The following is a 17,138-nucleotide window of genomic DNA, read 5'->3' on the forward strand; positions in this document are numbered from 1 at the left end:
AAAAGATCATGTTAAAAGGAATAAGTTGTTTCACTGCAGGTGTTTTCATGAGCTGCTCTATTGTTGCTCAACCGTTAAGTAAAGAAGCGGGTTGGGAGTTCTCACTTAGTGTTAATGTTGGTTACAGCGGTGGAGAATCTCAATTTGATACGGACAGCGATAACGAGACCATTAATGATTTAAATAATAGTGGTCAATCTGAATATTCTGCATTGGCTTTTCCATTAGGACGAGTGCAGTACACATTAGATAGCCTTAAAACACAGTTCTTCTTAGGCAACAGCCGCGAACAAGTTTCAACGGCACAATTTCAATATGAACTTGGTGTTGTTCATCAATTTAATAATGACAGTAAACTAACTTTTGCTGTTTTTCCTAAGTTATCAATATTAAATGAAACTTGGGAAGACCCTTTTTTAGTGGGCAGCGATCGACAAACTACCGATGAAAAAGTAGGCGGGGGGCGAATTGCTGTAGAGCGAATTTTTGGCAGTCCATTGACGTTAAAATATGCGATTGCCAGCAGCTGTATTGACGACGAACGCAGCGGACAAAGTCAATTAACCGATGCTGCTGAAATTGCCTCACTACAACGCGATAGTCTTTATCAAAGAGTCGATATTGAGACCTTATTTCCAGTAGCAAAAGGCATATTGTTAAAACCTAACTTTCAATATACTCATCGAAATGCTGAAGGTAATGCAAATAGCTATGATCAATATACTGCACAGTTATCTGTTTTGATTTTCCGTGATCGACATAGTTTGATTACCACTATTAATGTAGGGAGTCGTCAATATCAGGAAATTAATCCTATTTTCAATGATAAACAAGATTTAAAGTCAGCGGGCATTTTTTCTATTTATAGTTACAAAAGCCCTTTTGACTGGGCGCGTTGGACTTGGACTCTGATGGGTGGATATAGCGAAGAGAAGTCAGATATTAACTTTTACGATAGCAAAAGCTTTATTGTTTCTACAGGTTTGTTATATAAATTTTAAATATTGTGTTTGTGATTGATTAATGAACGATTTTGTTTGTAAATCAGCAATTTTACAAATTATTTTGTTCTTTTTATGTGTAAATCATCATTGCAGTGTCATTTTTTATCTTGAAATTAAATGTGATTCAGATCACATAAAGGCCGTTAAAAGCAACCTAATCAAATTTAATCCTCTGTGAAATATCAATCGACTGGATTAGTCGCTGCTGATTTTGTTAGGGTATTGTGAGGAACTGTGATTAAGGAATGATTGTGTTCTTATTAATACTAATTATCACAAGGCTGTGTTTAGGAGTTTAATTTTTATGATAGAACAAAATTTTGCGGTTATTGGGACTTTTATCCTTTATCTAGCAATGATGATGGGTATTGGTTATTGGGCTTTCAGAAAGACCGTTAATTCTTCGGATTATTTTTTAGGTGGACGTCAATTAGGACCTTGGCCAACGGCTATATCTGCAGGAGCATCAGATATGAGTGGGTGGCTATTACTGGGTTTACCTGGTTATGCATTGGTTGCTGGTTATGGATCGTTCTGGCTTGCTGGTGGTTTATTAGTCGGTAGCTGGTTAAATTGGATAATATGTTCGAAACGTTTACGCACTTATACCATTATTACTAATGACTCATTAACGTTACCAGATTATTTTGCACGCCGCTTTGAAGATAAAAGCAAACTATTACAAACTATTTCTGCTTTCTTCATCCTGCTATTTTTCCTCTTTTATACTAGTGCAGGTTTAGTGGCTGGTGGTAAATTATTCCAAACTGTATTTGATCTTAACTATCAGTTAGCTGTGATTATCGGTACTGTTTGTGTTGTGTCTTACACCTTATTTGGTGGTTTTTTAGCAGTATCTTGGACTGATTTAGTACAAGGGTTGTTGATGGCTGCTGCATTAATGTTAGTGCCTATTCTTGCATTAGACGGTTCTATAAGTGATTTAACTGCGTCATTAGCAGCTAAAAATCCAGAGCTGTTGGATGCTTTTACTAATAATGACGGTACGCCAATGAGTGTTATCGCAATTATTTCATTACTTGCATGGGGCTTAGGTTATTTTGGACAACCACATATCTTGGCGCGTTTTCAAGCTGCAAGTAGTAATAAATCATTAACAACAGCTCGTCGTATTTCGGTGATCTGGACAATGCTCTCAATCATTGGTGCTATTTTTGTTGGGTTAATCGGTATCACTTACGTAGATTCTCACTTAGGTGGTGTTTTAGAAGATAGCGAAACTATCTTTATGATCTTAGTGAATGGCATGTTCCACCCTGTGATCGCGGGTATCTTATTAGCGGCTATCCTTGCTGCAATAATGAGTACCGCTGATTCACAATTGCTTGTTTCATCTTCAGCATTAGCAGAGGACTTCTACAAGCAACATATCAATCCTGAAGCAAGCTCTGAAAAAGTCGTACTAGTCGGACGTTTAGGCGTAGTTGGTTTATCACTGATTGCATTAGCATTAGCGTTTAACCCAGAGAGTTCAGTGCTCGGCTTAGTATCGTATGCTTGGGCTGGTTTTGGTGCTGCATTTGGACCAGTTATTATCTTAAGCTTGTACTGGTCGCGTATGACTCGTTATGGCGCTTTAGCAGGAATCATTGTTGGTGGTGTGACTATTGTAGTTTGGAAGCAATTAACAGGCGGCTGGTTTGATGTTTATGAAATTGTACCAGGCATTATATTCGCATCAATTGCGATTGTTGTGGTCAGTTTATTAACCAAAACACCAAGTCAAAGCATCTTAGCAAAACACCAAGAAATGAAAGATAAACTTTCAGTGTTATAAACTAACTTTTCGTTTATTCCTAAAACCTCACTTAAGTCATTAAGTGAGGTTTTTTTATACCTATAAAAAGGTAATGTTAATAATCTTCTATTTCGATTTTTTATCCTATACTTCCATTCAATAGACTAATTTTAATAAATATTTTTTATTAATTAGCTAAAGTAAGCAATAAAAAAGCATCTTTAGTGGTCTGTTAGATATATTAATTCAAAAAAGGTGGGACTAAACATGAAAAAGATATTTTCTCTTTTCCAAGTGATAGCATTAATGAGCTTTGCTTTGTTTCAAAGTGCGAATGCTGCTGATGCTGTGTATACCAGCTACTTTAGTGATAAAGCGGCTGGTGGTTATGATGTTGTTGCTTACTTTACTGAAAATAAACCAGTAGAAGGTAGCAGTAAGTATCAATTAGAATATAACGGAGCAGATTGGTATTTTTCGAGTGAAGCACATTTGACTTTATTTAAAAATAACCCTGAAAAATATGCGCCACAATACGGTGGTTACTGTGCATGGGCGATGGCTAGCAATGAAACTGCTCCAGGTAAACCTGCCTTTTGGACAGTTTATAATGATAAACTATACTTAAATTATGATCAGTCTGTTCAAGATACATGGGTTGCTGATAAAGATGGTTTTATTAAAAAAGCTGACCTTAATTGGTCTACATTAGACAAGGAATAAAAATGAGAGTATTACCTATTTTTAGTTGGGTTGTTGTGTTGTGGGTAGCAAAGGTTTTTGTATTATCGCTACCTTATAAGTTTACGTTACATCCAGACACACAACATATTTTTGGTACGATTGGCGTATGGATGCAAGGTTTATTTGGTAATCCTATTGGAACCTTATTTGCAAATTATGGTTCTTATGCAGTAGGGACAGTGGAATTAATTACTTCAATCGTTTTATTAATACCTGCTTTATTTTGGGGATTGAAAAAAATTGGACTTTTACGATGCACACCAAGCCGTAGTTTGATGCATGCAATTGGTGGCTTAATGGCTTTTGGCGTGATGACGGGTGCGGCTTTCTTTCATCTATTTACACCATTAGGTATTGAAGTTATCCATGAAGGCCAAAGTGACGGCGGTAGTTTATTTTATGCTGCAGTGTCTATCGTAATATTAGGATTTATCCTGTTTGTTACTAATTACCGTGACTATAAAAGTAAATAAAATCAATAAGGTACAATTTTGCTAATACGTATACTGCTAGTGCTTTCTTATATTCTATGGTGTTGTCGATTTCTGATTGCACCTTGGAAGTACTTTCAATTAAATGCCAATTATTTTAATCAGCATCGACATATTTTTTCTAAGCTAGATATGGATCTGCTCATACCTGAAAAATGGCGTTTAATGCAGTTCGTTGACCAAGGTGATGATCAAAATAATAAACAACCTGATGATTACCCTGTGTTTCTAAAACCTGAGTGGGGACAGAACTCACAGGGTGTTTGTCGTGTTGATAGTTTTGCAGACCTACAAGAGCATCGCCAACATCGTGCAGAAAAAAGCCCTCGTTATTTGATACAAGCGGCAGCAAAAGGGAAGCGAGAATTTGAAATATTCTATATTCCAGGAGCGACCACTAATAAATCTTCTGCAATTATTTCAGTGACTGAAACCTGTAATAATAGTGATGACTTAATGCCAGTGAATGGTATTTATAATAGCGATACTTATTACCAATCTTGTATGCCGCATTTAAATGCAGAGCAACTACAAAAAATTGAATCATTATTCTCTAAAATTGGTAATTTCAAAATCGCCCGTTTTTGTGCGAGAGCAGACTCGTTACAAGCTTTGCTTGACGAACAGTTTTCTATTGTAGAAATTAATGTTTATGTACCGATGCCACTCATACTCTTAACGAAAGAGATGAGCTTAAAATCCAAACTTAAGTTTGTATTTTCAGGTATGAAACAATTATCGTTAGTAACAAAAGATATTCCCGCTTCACAACCGGTTAAGTCTATCTTCTTTCAAAAATTACAATCAGCTCGGTTATTAAAATCGAATATAAAAAATGAGCTCTCTTAATGAACATAAAAAAAATAATATATGCATGGATCAGTAAAAAATTTATGGGTGGTTGTAGTAACTACAATAGCTTAGAAGTTCGTAGAAGTTGTCGTAGTAAAGAACAAGCTCGCGACAAGTTTAAGTCTGGTGGTATTCCTCACGCTCAAGGTTTAATTTTCTTAAACCCTTTTGCTGCTATTCGTTTTGCTAAACAGCATGGTTTTCCTTTAGTGATTAAACCTAATGTGAGTGGTTTTTCTCGTGGTAGCCATTTCCCGATTCGAGATTATAAAGAATTATGGAAAGCGATTTTCTTAGCGAAACTTTGGTGGCCATTTACGGTTGTTGAGCAATTCCTAGAAGGTAATAACTACCGCGTCGTTGTGGCAAATGGAGAAATAGTGTCTGTATTACAACGCTATGCTCCTGCTGTAAAAGGCGATGGTACTTCAACAATTCGTGAATTGATGTTGAAAGAAAATACGATTCGTGAAGAAATGAAGTTATATCCGGTCATTTATCCATTAAAAGAAAGTGCACAAACGAAAGCATTCTTAGCGAAACAAGGTTTAAATTTTGAGTCTGTGCTTAAAGCAGAGCAACGTGTGACCTTATTTTACCGTATCTCTTTAGCGCCCGGTGGTGTGGTTGAAGTGATTAATAAACAGTTGTTACCAGAAGTTAACAATGCACTATTTAAAAATGTACTGAATTTATTTGATGCGAATATTCTAGGCATTGATGTTATTTTGGAAAAAGGCATCGAGTTCGATTATCGCGATCAAAAGTGTATTTTCCTTGAAGTTAATTCTCGCCCGTATTTAAAAATGCATGCGTATCCTCGTTATGGTGAAGCTGAAGATTTAAGTGATGATTTTAACCAATTAGATGCGTTAGATATCAAACAGTCAGATACCTTCTAAGTGTCAGGTTTAACTCGTACCTTTTATCTATTTACAGGTTTTCATTCTTTCCTATTAGGGTTATTGCCTTTATTTATTGCCGTTATTTTATGGGATAAAGGCTTAACCATTAGTCATATCTCTTATGTTATTGCGCTGACTGCAGCAGGGTTTGTTGCTGCATTATATTATTGGGATCGCCTTCGAGCGACTCATAGTTGGCGTAAGTTAATAAGCTTATCGTTTATTTTTCAAAGTGTCTTTGTGTTGTTATTAGTCTGGGATAATCAACTCGCTCTAGTGACCATTGGCGCCTTAATTAACGGTGCTGCAGGTTGTTTTTATTGGTCAACACAACGTCTCTTATTTCAAGCCATCACTGAAGATAAAAATACAGGTAATACTTTCGGAAACTTCCAGATATTAGTCGTCTTTGCGTTAAAAATAGGGGTATTAGTCGGTAGTTACCTTTTAGGCATAGAATATTTTATTAGCTTACTTGCTCTATCTTTATTGCTGTCTTTGTTAGGGTTTAGTCTGGTTAATAAAAGCTTACAAGGAAAAAGTGAGTTATACGATTTAAAGCAAGTACCAGCCTTTAGTTTAAAGCAAATTATTGGGTTTAAGGATTCACATCATTCAGTGATGATTTTTACTGTTGATGGTTTATTTTTGTTTTTAGAAAGTTATTTTTGGATGCTAACAATCTACATGCTGACACAGGAAAACGTGATGCAATTAGGGTTGATTTTAATTGCACTTAGTATTTTATTAGCGTTGATTTTCTTTTTTATAAAGAAACAAATTGATCGCATTAATGCGCAGATTATTTATAGCATAGCAGTGATTGGGTATGCTTGTTCATGGTTGTTCCGCGCCCAGTTAAATGAGGAGTCGAGTACGGTTATGTTATACAGTGGTTTGTTATTGATTGCTTTTTTGAGTAATTTTTTTAGATTGGCTTTCAATAAACGCTTTTATGATATTGCTCGTCGTGAACAACCGACACGTTACATTATTTGTAAAAGTTATTACTCACAATTTATGTTGATTCTATTGTTTAGTGTTATTGGATTTTTTACTGTATCAACAGGGCAAGCATTACAGCAATTACAGGTCTTATATTACTTATGTATTCCGCTTGTTTTCATCTATTTTGTTTATGGTAATAAATACTCTCATCAATCATCACATGCGTAACAAATACCTATAGCTAAAGATCACTAACAAAAACGCCAGCAAGAAGCTGGCGTTTTACTAGCTAGAATTACTAACAATGTATTGTTAATAATCTATTAACTCATTAATCCATCAAATATTCTAAACCGTAAACTAACTCAGTACGTTTGACGACTTCTTTACAGGCTAAACAAATACCTGGCATAAATGATTCGCGATGTTGCGAGTTATGCTCAATTTTTAGGGTTTCACTTAACCCACCAAAGAACACAGTTTGCTGAGCTACAACACCCGGTAAACGGATTGAATGTAATTTAACACCATTTAATTCTGCACCACGAGCACCTTCAATTAACTCTTTGTCATTACAAGGTGTGGCCGCTTTAGTACGTGCTGCTGCAATTAACTCAGCGGTACGAATACCAGTACCTGAAGGGCTTTCTTCTTTCTGTGGGCTATGTGCTTCAATGACTTCTACATCAGGTAAGTATTTTGCAGCTTGTACTGCAAATTTCATCATTAATACGGCACCCACTGAGAAGTTAGGGGCAATTAACCCGCCTAGCTTTTTCTCTTTAGCAAGTGCTTGTAATTCTTCTACTTGTTGCTCTAAAAAACCACTGGTACCAATAACAGGGCAAGCACCTGCATTAAGGATAGTTTGTGTGTTATTAAACCCAGCAGAGGCAGCGGTTAAATCAACAACAACCTGTGCGCCTGTTTGTTTAATTAAGGCCGCTAAATCATCACCAAAATCACAAGCACCGACTAACTCTAACTCACCGTCATTATTAACGGCTTTAACGGCTTCTCCGCCCATACGACCTTTTGCGCCGTTTACAATTACTTTAACCATGTTTATTCCTTTACTTCATTTATAAATTTAAAAAATGGTAGCCAATAAATCCAATCCAGCTCAACACAAGTAGTGTCCAAGGTAGGAAGTGGCTGTTAGATTTATTGTTGCTAATACTTATTTCTGGGTCTGTCTCAATGACAGGTGCTTTCTTCTTTTTAGCTTTATCTGCTTCACGTTGTTTGCTCTTTGCGAGTTTTTTATGTTCAGCGATGCCTTTTTGAATACCTAATGCAATCAATCGAGTTTGTTCTTTGGTTTGCCCTGGCTTTTGCACTTTTTTTGCCATGGCGAGTGCTTCATCTTGAGTTTCTTGCGATACGATAGATTTGTGATGTTTAGCCATTTGATATCTTCTGTATTGAGAACGTGAATGATCTTTTTAGCTGAGTTCTCTCTTTTAAACGCTTAATTGCTTTCTTGCGCTTTACTCGAGCGTTTAATTGCTTTTTTGCCGACATTGTCTAAAAATTTTTCAGGGTCATCATATTGATATTTCACTAAATGCTCTACTAGTTGCTTGGTGATTAATTGAGTTTCAGTAATTTCTTCTCTACTTCTACCGCAGCCGCCACAACGATCTTCATTACTTGTACAGTCGCCTGTGCATGGACTAAATTTCATTTAATGTATCCTATTTCTTTCATACTAAATTATTTGATTATTATACTAATTCTTTACATCCATATATTTTTTAGCATCTATAATGGTTTCTTTACTTATCTAAATACATCAAACTGTATAGTTATTTAGATAATTATTAATATTCGCATTAACAAACTAGATATATATTCTAGCAATTTTAGAGAGCCGCTTCATGACTTTTAAAGCATTAATTATATTACTGTGCAGTGTACTTATTAGTGCTTGTTCCGATACTGAAGATCAACTCACCGAAGATTATGGTAAAGACCAAGCTCGGCCTAGACAATTATCAATAGATGACTTGTTGGCAAAGGAGTATCGAGATCAAGTTATGCCGATTCTTGAGAAGCGTTGTGTAGTTTGCCATGGTTGTTACGATGCGCCTTGCCAGTTAAAGTTATCTTCGCCTGAAGGCATTGATCGTGGTGCGAGTAAAGCGCAAGTTTATAATGGCCAACGATTATTAGGTGCAACACCTTCTCGTTTATTTATTGATGCTCACGATACGACGAAATGGCGTGAAAAAGGGTTCTCATCCGTATTGAACGAGCGAGACCAAACCATGCTCGCTAATTTACAAGGCAGCATAATGTATAAATTGCTGTTACAAAAAGAAAATAATCCTGAATTGCAAGGTATTTTACCGGAAGAGTTTAATTACTCCTTAGATCGTCAAGATCAATGCCCAGATATTAATGAATTAGATGATTATCAAGAAGATTTTCCATTAGGCGGCATGCCATACGGGTTACCTAATTTAAGTAACCATGAATTTAAAACATTAGAAGCATGGATTGCTAAAGGTGCGCCGATGTCGGAGCCATTACCTTTGTCAGAGGAAACATCAAAACTAGTTGCCCATTGGGAACAAAAATTAAATGGAGATTCGCTTAAAGAACAGCTAGTGAATCGTTATATTTATGAGCACCTTTTTATTGGCCATATTTATTTTGATGCATTGCCTATCAGCACAGATACACCTCCTCGATTCTTTAAATTAGTCCGTTCATCAACGCCACCAGGTGAACCACTAAAAATAATCCCAACACGCCGTCCTTACGATGATCCTAAAGTCGAGCGTGTTTATTATCGTTTAATGCTAGATCGTGCAACAACATTAGCAAAAACGAACTTACCTTATGTGTTTAATGAGCAGCGTGAACAATTATGGGATAAATTATTTTATAACGCAGACTTTACGATCGGGACGTTACCTGATTATAAAGACTTTAATCCTTTCATCGTGTTTAAAGACATCCCAACCAGCGCGCGCTATCAATTTATGTTGAAAGAGGCTTACTTCACGATCAGCGGCTTTATCAAAGGGCCTGTTTGTCGTGGGCAAGTCGCCGTAAATGTTATTAACGATAAATTTTGGGTGTTTTTTGTGGAGCCAGATTCTACAAGTAATGCAGATGTGGATCGTTTTGTTTACGAGCAAGCTAATAATTTAAGACTACCAGCAGAATCAAGTAGTAATAATCTATCTGTTATCGAATGGCTTTCTTATGCCAAAGGCAGTCGTCAGTATGTGAAAGCAAAAAGTGATTATATTAAGCGCTTTATGAATCATGACACAGGTTTAAACCTGACTAATATTTGGTCTGGTAATGAAAATGCGGCGTTAACGGTTTTTAGGCATATCGATAGTGCTACGGTTGTAAAAGGTGCCTTAGGTAAACAACCGAAAACCGCTTGGTTAATTGATTATCCAATTCTAGAGCGAATTCATTATCTATTGGTGGCGGGGTTCGATGTTTATGGCAATGTCGGACATCAAGTAACGACTCGTTTATACATGGACTTTTTGCGTATTGAGTCAGAAACTAACTTTATCTCTTTTATACCCAATGAATTTAGAAAGCCCGTATTAGCGAGTTGGTACTTAGGGGCAACTAAAGAATTAAGTACATACTTGAATGATAAGAACCTGATGCATGCTCGCCCATCAGGTATTAAATATCAAACCGACTCACCAAAAGAAGAATTATTAAATCGTTTAAAACATTATGTTTATACACAACCGATGTTGAAGGTAAAAAACAATCAATATCGAGTACCTGAACAAGATCTTGAGCTAAAGCGATTGAATAACTTAGATAATCCTGTCGTTGTTGCATTGCCTCAAGTTTCTTTTATCATTATTGAAGATAAAAAGAGCGATGATAGGGCGTATACATTGATACGACATAATGCGCACAAAAATGTTTCTAGTTTGCTCAATGAAGAAGCGAACCGTGCGATTACTGAAGATACAGCGGAAGTCTTTAAAGGCTTTTTAGGCACTTATCCTGGGCTTATTTTTAAAGTGTCTGCTGTTGATAAAAGGGATTTTGTTAGCCTCTTTTTACAAGCGAATGATCCACAAAAATTCCAAGATTTAATCACTCGATATGGCGTAAGACGTAGTGATAATAAGTTTTGGGAAGTCAGTGACCATTTGCATGATTTATACTTGCAACAAGATCCAATCGAATATGGATTATTTGATTATAATCGATTAATTAATCGTTAATTTATGAATCGAAAGTGAAGTTTCAGAATGAATAGGTAGGCTTTCTTTAATAAGCTATAAATCAGTTTCTTATTATCTAAACTGTATTTCGAACAACGATAAATGAGTAAATAAAACAAGTTCAAATATTTAATAAGTAACATTAGCATTAGTAATGGCATGCTCTTTGATTTTTAACTCTATATGAGTATTAAATGAGACAGTATGCTGTTTAAACTTTGTAATTTAAGTAGACTGTCAATATCAATGGACTGACGACTTAAGTAACAAATATGACAATCAAAAAAAGTAACTTTAGCGACAAACGGCTAGCTTTTGTTAGCTCTTATTTTGGCTCTGCCATCATTATTAACACAATAGTTTCTTGTTTTGTTGTATTCAGTGGAATCAATCATACCGGTGGCAAAGAGAAGCTATATTGGTTTGCCCTTTTAACGTTTATCTCACTCCTTCGTCTCATTAATCACTTCTATGTAAGCGATTGTAATAAAAACAAATACAATTTTTATTTCATTGGTGTTTTCTTAACTGCTTTGACATGGGGACTTTTCCCTATTTTGTTTTTTGAACAAATGTTAATGCATGAAAAGTTTGTTTCCTTGGTAGTGTTTAGTTCACTCGCTTGTGGTGGTGTTAATGTTTTAGCCTCAGATATTCGTTCCTCTATTGCTTACATCACTTGCTTGCTCGTTCCCTTTAGTCTTTTATTATTACAGCAGCCCATTAGTGATCACAGAATGCTAGGGGTATTAGGGCTTACATTATGGTTTATTCTTTGTTTTGTAACTGCTATACGCACTGCTAAAGATGTTAAGTTATCGATAATGAATGAATTAAAGTTAGATCTTTTCATCGAAAACCTAGAAAAAGAAGTGCAATTACGAACCGATAAAATCATCCTACTAGAGCAAAGAGATAACTTAACGCAGCTATTTAACCGAGAAAGCTTTGTCTCTAATGTTGAATTAGATTTAGCTGACAATAATAATGATATTAAAGCGATTCTATTTTTAGACATGGATTACTTTAAAGTTATCAATGATAAATATGGTCATGACTTTGGGGATTTTGTATTAGCAGAAACAGGTCGTCGATTAGTGGGCTCAGAAAAAGATAATGGTTTTATTGCTTGTCGCTGGGGCGGTGATGAATTCATTTTCTACACACGACAGGACTCTAAAGAACATTTGTTTGATTGCGTTCATCGATTGGTTGATGAATTGACCAAACCTGTTAATAACAAGCACTATCAGGTAAAACCCTCTTTTAAAATTGGACTGTATTTCACACATGATGCATTCGATCTTACTCAAGCAATAAAATATGCCGACGTTGCTATGTATGAAGGTAAAAAAAGTCGTAATGGTATTTCTGTATTTGATGAACGTATGTACGCGTCTCTAAAAAGAGAGGAAACATTACGTAGTTCAATTAAAGAATGTGTTGAAAAAGGTAATTTCCATCTTTGTTATCAACCTATTGTCGACATAGTCACGAATAAAATAACCTCATTTGAAGTGTTATTAAGATGGCAATTTAATGATGAATTTATTCCACCATCTGAATTTATTGATATCGCTGAAAGGTACGGGAAAATTAACTTCTTAGGTGAGTTTGTTCTAGATCAAGCCATTCAAAGCTTGAGTCAGTTAAATGAATTAGATCGCACACTCGCACTCTCAATTAACGTCTCTGTACTGCAATTAGAAAACCATCATTTTTTAACCCTCTTAACTGGTTTAATAGAAAAATATGCCATTGAGGCAAGTAACGTACATTTAGAAATAACCGAAACGGTGATGATTAAAAACTTAGAGTATTTATCTAAAGTTATTACGCAAATAAAAAATATAGGTGTGCATATATCGATTGATGATTTTGGTACAGGCTTCTCTTCAATTGCCGTTTTAAAAGAATTATCTGTTGACTATATTAAAATTGATAAATCTTATATTGATAATATTTGTGATCGCTCAAAAGATGAAAGTATTGTTTCCGCAGTAACAAAAATGTCCCATATGATCGGCTGTAAAGTAATAGCAGAAGGTGTGGAAAAGAAAGAGCAATTGGCGATATTAGAAAGTTTAAGTGTTGATAAATATCAGGGTTTTTTATTTAGCAAACCAATTCGTTTCTCAGAGGCGATTAAATTAATCAATTAACTTATACAGTATGTTTATAGGTTCTCTAATGAATTACGTTATTGTCTAAGATTAGCAATTAATACCCATTAAGGGTTAATGTTTGATTTTATATGTATTTTGGCCTATTTTGTTTGATTAATTATTAAATAGGCAATATATCCACATGGAGTTAACGACACGACTTTTTAAAGATGTAAAAAAACTACCCGTTTTACCTTATATCTTACTTGAACTTATGGACTCTTTTTCAGATGAAGAGGCACGAGTAGAAGACATCGCAAAAAAGGTCGCTCAAGATCAATCAATTAGTGCAAAAGTAATTCGAATGGCAAACTCAACGGCTTATCGTCGTGGTAAAGAAGTTGAATCTATCGAAGAAGCCGTGATCCGTTTAGGTTTTAATCAAGTCAGAAGTCTTGTTGTTGCAGCAACATTTTCTAATGTTTTTCCTGAGATTACAGGATTCGATAAAGATAAGTTTTGGAAAGAAACATTTATAACGGCCTGTATTGCAAAAAATTTAGCGAAACATACTACTGTAAATAATGAAACAGCTTTTACTTGTGCCATGATGCATAATATTGGTGAATTATTATTACAAATAAGCAAACCTGAAGAGTGTGCGTTAGTAAAAACCGCAATTGAAGCTGGTCAACCTCGTTTATATGCACAACGTGAATTTTTTGGTTTCGATTACACAGAAGTAGGCGTCGAATTAGCTAAGCACTGGAACTTTTCATCTACCTTTTGTGATGCTATTGAGCAGCAACTTGATCCCTTATCTTATGAGACTCCCTCACAAGCCGCTATTCTGATCCGTTTGTCAGTCTTTATGCGTTTTGCATGGGCAGCAGGTTTACCTCCTGAAGTGATTGTACAACGCTTTCCTGAGCCGCTGACCAATGCCATTAAATTAGATAAAGATGGGATTCTAGATACCTTTTCTAGCATGATAGAGGAAGGTGAGGATTTAGCGCGAATGATCAAAGAATAATGGATAACGATTAACTGTTTTAAGTAAATGTTATCCAGCCTTATTTAATGTTTCGCATTCAATAGACGGGGTGCTTGTTTATCTTTTGTAAAGACAGTTCATGGTTTAGCAAAGCGCTTAGCCATTATTTTTGCTTGTTTAACGCCTTCATCTAAATAAATTAACAATACATTAGATTATTGAATTACTTGCAGATAGTTCTAATGCATGGTCAATGTAGCCTCATTTAAATGACCTGTTCTAACTGGCTCAACAAAAATCAGATCGGGTTTGTTATTCGTTATCATTCCATTCAAGGTGACGGGAAAGGGTAAGCCTGTAAGGCAACATAAACACCCACTTAATACTGTTTTAAACGCTATGCTTTACTTTCTGTTGATAGGTGGAATAATTTTGTTGTCCCACTTCATTAACTAACCTCAGTTCTGCATAAGCAAAGCCATACAGTACGGCTATTTCCGCGGATTTCTGCGTTAAATTATCTCTCAATAACCCGTTATTGAGAGATAATTGACGTTGAACTCCTCAAAACGAACGACACTGGATAGTCAAAAAATATAACCTTATGATGTTAAATATAATTCCGCTTCCATTAAACAGAATTGAGATTAACTAAAATGATCCAATATTTATTAATTCCTAGGTGCATATAAGTAAGTGCAATTTATTGGATTGGTTTATTAGCGGTTAATTGTTCAATAAAGTGTATTTTTCTTACCTCTAAAAATCCAGTGATTAGATAGTCTCTTATTTTTTGTTGCATTAAATCAACTCCAAAAATGCAGCACATCGTAGCATCTTGAGTGGTTAGTCAGTTATACTCTTAATTCAAATTTAAAGGGGAAAATATGATTTACAGCATGACGGCGTTTGCACGCAAACAATTAAAGGGTGATTGGGGTACAGCAGTATGGGAAATTCGCTCTGTTAACCAACGTTATCTTGAAACATATTTTCGCTTGCCTGAGCAATTTCGTGGGTTAGAAACTAAATTAAAAGAAACATTCCGTCAACGTTTAGAGCGTGGAAAAATCGAATGTAGCTTACGTTTTGAAGCTAACTCAACAAGCAGTACGTCACTCAGCATGAACCAAGAACTAGCAACTCAATTGATGCAAAATGCACAATGGGTGGTAGAGCAAATGGGTTCTGGCGAAGTTAACCCTGTAGATATTTTAAAATGGCCTGGCGTCATGCAAGCACCAGAACAAGACGTTGATGCAGTCAGTGCTGAATTAATGGCTGGATTCCAAACAACATTAAATGAATTCGTCGATTCTCGTGCTGCAGAAGGCGCTAACTTAGCAGTATTTATCGACCAACGTTTAGTCGGTATTAGCGAACAAGCAGCTAAAGTGCGAGAGTTTATGCCAGCGGTACATGCATGGCAAAAAGCACGTATTTTGAAAAAATTCGAAGATGCTAAAGTCGATTTAGACAGCACACGCGTAGAACAAGAGTTGGTATTGTTAGCACAAAAATCAGACGTAGCAGAAGAACTAGACCGATTAGACTCGCATATTTCAGAAGCACGTAACGTCCTCAAAAAAGGCGGAGCAGTCGGCCGTCGTTTAGACTTTATGATGCAAGAGTTTAACCGCGAAGCGAACACATTAGGTTCAAAAGCCATTAACACAGATATCACAGCCGCAGCCGTTGAATGTAAGGTGTTAATTGAGCAGATGCGCGAACAGGTACAGAATATTGAATAATATTTAAAATTATATTTATTCATTTTATCTAGATATTAAAGTCATCAATTATAAGGTGACTTTAATATCTTTTTAAGACCGATTTTAATGACAAATTATTATTTAATCGATAGTTTAACTTGTTTTTTAAGAGTGCTCGGTTCACGACAAGTAAGTATATTTTCAGCTCTCACTGACCATAAAACCTCACCTTGTCGTTGGATGACATTTACATCATCATAACCTTCAAGAATAATAAAACTAGCAGGCTTTCCTATTTCAATACCATAGCGTTCTGTGACGTTTAGCGTTTTTGCTCCATTGTCAGTAATTAGGTCTAATGCTGTTGATAAATCTTCGTAGCCCATCATATGACAGGCGTGAATACCCGAGTCTAATACACGTAATAGTTTGCCATTACCTAAGGTATACCAGGGATCTTGTATTGAATCTTCCGCAAAGCAAATATTCATCCCCGCATCTCGAATCTCTTTGACACGTGTAATCCCCCGTACTTTAGGGTAAGAGTCGAAACGACCATTGAGATGTAGGCTTTCAGTAGGGCAGGAAACGAAGTTAATGTTAGATTTTTTGAGTAAACGAAACAACTTACTGCAGTAAGCGTTATTGTAAGAATGCATCGCAGTTGTATGGCTTGCTGTAATTCTTGAGCCCATGCCTTTTTCTAAAGCTACTGTTGCTAGTACTTCTAAGAACCTTGACGCGCCATCATCAATCTCATCACAATGTACATCAACCAGTTTATTGTGTTTTTCAGCGAGTTCTACTACCCACTTCATCGACTCCACTCCGTATTCTCGAGTGTATTCAAAATGTGGGATTCCACCAATAACATCAGCATATTGTAATGACTCTTCCATTAATGCTTTACCGTTAGGGAAAGATAAAATACCTTCTTGTGGAAAAGCGACAATTTGTAATTCTAAGTAAGGTGACAAGGTCTCTCTTAAAGCGTGAATTGCTTTTAAGGCGACTAAATCGGGATCTGTCACATCGACATGTGTTCTAATATATTGAACACCATTGGCGAGTAATAACTCTACTGCTTTTAGTACCCGCTCTTGTACATCTTCATGATTTAACATCGATTTGCGTTCGCCCCAGCGCTCAATGCCTTCAAATAAAGTACCACTCATATTCCAGTTTGGTTGCCCTGCGGTTAATACTGCATCTAAGTGAATATGAGGCTCGACAAAGGGGGCACATAATAGGTTGCCTTTAGCATCGATGTCGACATTTTTGTCATCGATTGCATCGTTTTGTAATATAATTTCTTTGAATAAACCTTCTTCACAAAGTAGTGTGTATAAATCTGCTTTCCCACGTAAGCGAGCGTTAACTATTTTCATTATATTTTCCTAA

General features: G+C 35.9%; 16 protein-coding genes. 11 read left to right on the forward strand and 5 right to left on the reverse strand.

All coding sequences use genetic code 11. The features are described 5' to 3' along the window. Nucleotides 1–8: 8 nt before the first annotated feature. The 7 genes from Q0794_RS12180 to Q0794_RS12210 all read left to right on the forward strand — a co-directional run bounded on the left by Q0794_RS12180 (nt 9) and on the right by Q0794_RS12210 (nt 6,931). Nucleotides 9–1,001: a DUF2860 domain-containing protein gene (locus Q0794_RS12180; RefSeq protein WP_298942252.1), complete on the forward strand. Its 993-nt coding sequence runs from the start codon at nt 9–11 to the stop codon at nt 999–1,001. Nucleotides 1,002–1,308: 307 nt separating this feature from the next. Then, the gene (gene putP, locus Q0794_RS12185; RefSeq protein WP_298942254.1) at nt 1,309–2,802 is read left to right on the forward strand and encodes a sodium/proline symporter PutP; all 1,494 of its coding nucleotides are present in this window, start codon (nt 1,309–1,311) and stop codon (nt 2,800–2,802) included. A 228-nt stretch (nt 2,803–3,030) separates the two neighbouring features. Next, entirely contained in the window at nt 3,031–3,486 is a 456-nt protein-coding gene (locus Q0794_RS12190; RefSeq protein WP_298942256.1) for a YHS domain-containing (seleno)protein, read from the forward strand. A gap of 2 nt (nt 3,487–3,488) precedes the next feature. Continuing rightward, nucleotides 3,489–3,980, forward strand: coding sequence for a hypothetical protein (locus tag Q0794_RS12195; protein WP_298942258.1), 492 nt, complete (start codon nt 3,489–3,491; stop codon nt 3,978–3,980). 18 nt (nt 3,981–3,998) lie between these two features. Further along, entirely contained in the window at nt 3,999–4,847 is an 849-nt protein-coding gene (locus tag Q0794_RS12200) for a hypothetical protein (RefSeq protein ID WP_298942259.1), read from the forward strand. After that, the gene (locus Q0794_RS12205) at nt 4,847–5,752 is read left to right on the forward strand and encodes a cyanophycin synthetase (protein ID WP_298942261.1); all 906 of its coding nucleotides are present in this window, start codon (nt 4,847–4,849) and stop codon (nt 5,750–5,752) included. The genes Q0794_RS12200 and Q0794_RS12205 overlap by 1 nt, the downstream gene beginning before the upstream one ends. After that, nucleotides 5,753–6,931: an MFS transporter gene (locus tag Q0794_RS12210; protein ID WP_298942263.1), complete on the forward strand. Its 1,179-nt coding sequence runs from the start codon at nt 5,753–5,755 to the stop codon at nt 6,929–6,931. A gap of 103 nt (nt 6,932–7,034) precedes the next feature. Here the strand turns inward: Q0794_RS12210 and dapB are convergent, their stop codons facing one another. The 3 genes from dapB to Q0794_RS12225 all read right to left on the reverse strand — a co-directional run bounded on the left by dapB (nt 7,035) and on the right by Q0794_RS12225 (nt 8,390). Continuing rightward, a complete protein-coding gene (gene dapB / locus Q0794_RS12215) occupies nt 7,035–7,766 on the reverse strand; it encodes a 4-hydroxy-tetrahydrodipicolinate reductase (protein ID WP_298942264.1) in 732 nt (243 codons plus the stop codon). A gap of 19 nt (nt 7,767–7,785) precedes the next feature. Continuing rightward, nucleotides 7,786–8,112 carry a DUF2956 domain-containing protein gene (locus tag Q0794_RS12220; protein ID WP_298942265.1) on the reverse strand — a complete coding sequence of 109 codons (327 nt, stop codon included), beginning with the start codon at nt 8,110–8,112 and terminating at the stop codon, nt 7,786–7,788. Between the two features lie 62 nt (nt 8,113–8,174). Continuing rightward, nucleotides 8,175–8,390, reverse strand: a complete 216-nt coding sequence (locus tag Q0794_RS12225; protein WP_298942267.1) for a DUF1289 domain-containing protein — start codon at nt 8,388–8,390, stop codon at nt 8,175–8,177. Nucleotides 8,391–8,583: 193 nt separating this feature from the next. On the opposite strand from Q0794_RS12225, the gene Q0794_RS12230 reads away from it, so the two are divergent. From Q0794_RS12230 to Q0794_RS12240, 3 genes are all read left to right on the forward strand, one after another. Next, nucleotides 8,584–10,926 carry a fatty acid cis/trans isomerase gene (locus Q0794_RS12230; RefSeq protein ID WP_298942269.1) on the forward strand — a complete coding sequence of 781 codons (2,343 nt, stop codon included), beginning with the start codon at nt 8,584–8,586 and terminating at the stop codon, nt 10,924–10,926. A gap of 272 nt (nt 10,927–11,198) precedes the next feature. Continuing rightward, on the forward strand, nt 11,199–13,088 hold the full coding sequence (locus Q0794_RS12235; protein ID WP_298942271.1) for a bifunctional diguanylate cyclase/phosphodiesterase: 1,890 nt from the start codon (nt 11,199–11,201) through the stop codon (nt 13,086–13,088). Nucleotides 13,089–13,233: 145 nt separating this feature from the next. Then, nucleotides 13,234–14,064 (forward strand): HDOD domain-containing protein, encoded by an 831-nt coding sequence (locus tag Q0794_RS12240; RefSeq protein WP_298942273.1) that lies wholly within the window; start codon nt 13,234–13,236, stop codon nt 14,062–14,064. A 200-nt stretch (nt 14,065–14,264) separates the two neighbouring features. Here the strand turns inward: Q0794_RS12240 and Q0794_RS18295 are convergent, their stop codons facing one another. Beyond that, nucleotides 14,265–14,426 (reverse strand): GTP-binding protein, encoded by a 162-nt coding sequence (locus Q0794_RS18295; RefSeq protein WP_366522549.1) that lies wholly within the window; start codon nt 14,424–14,426, stop codon nt 14,265–14,267. Between the two features lie 486 nt (nt 14,427–14,912). Here Q0794_RS18295 and Q0794_RS12245 point away from each other — a divergent pair, with 486 nt between their 5' ends. Further along, complete coding sequence (locus tag Q0794_RS12245; protein ID WP_298942274.1) at nt 14,913–15,776, forward strand: YicC/YloC family endoribonuclease; 864 nt, start codon at nt 14,913–14,915, stop codon at nt 15,774–15,776. A 98-nt stretch (nt 15,777–15,874) separates the two neighbouring features. On the opposite strand, the gene codA is transcribed toward Q0794_RS12245, so the two are convergent. Further along, the gene (codA, locus tag Q0794_RS12250; protein WP_298942276.1) at nt 15,875–17,125 is read right to left on the reverse strand and encodes a cytosine deaminase; all 1,251 of its coding nucleotides are present in this window, start codon (nt 17,123–17,125) and stop codon (nt 15,875–15,877) included. Nucleotides 17,126–17,138 lie beyond the last annotated feature (13 nt).

The organism is uncultured Psychromonas sp. (assembly GCF_947489755.1).
Classification (GTDB): Bacteria; Pseudomonadota; Gammaproteobacteria; order Enterobacterales; family Psychromonadaceae; genus Psychromonas.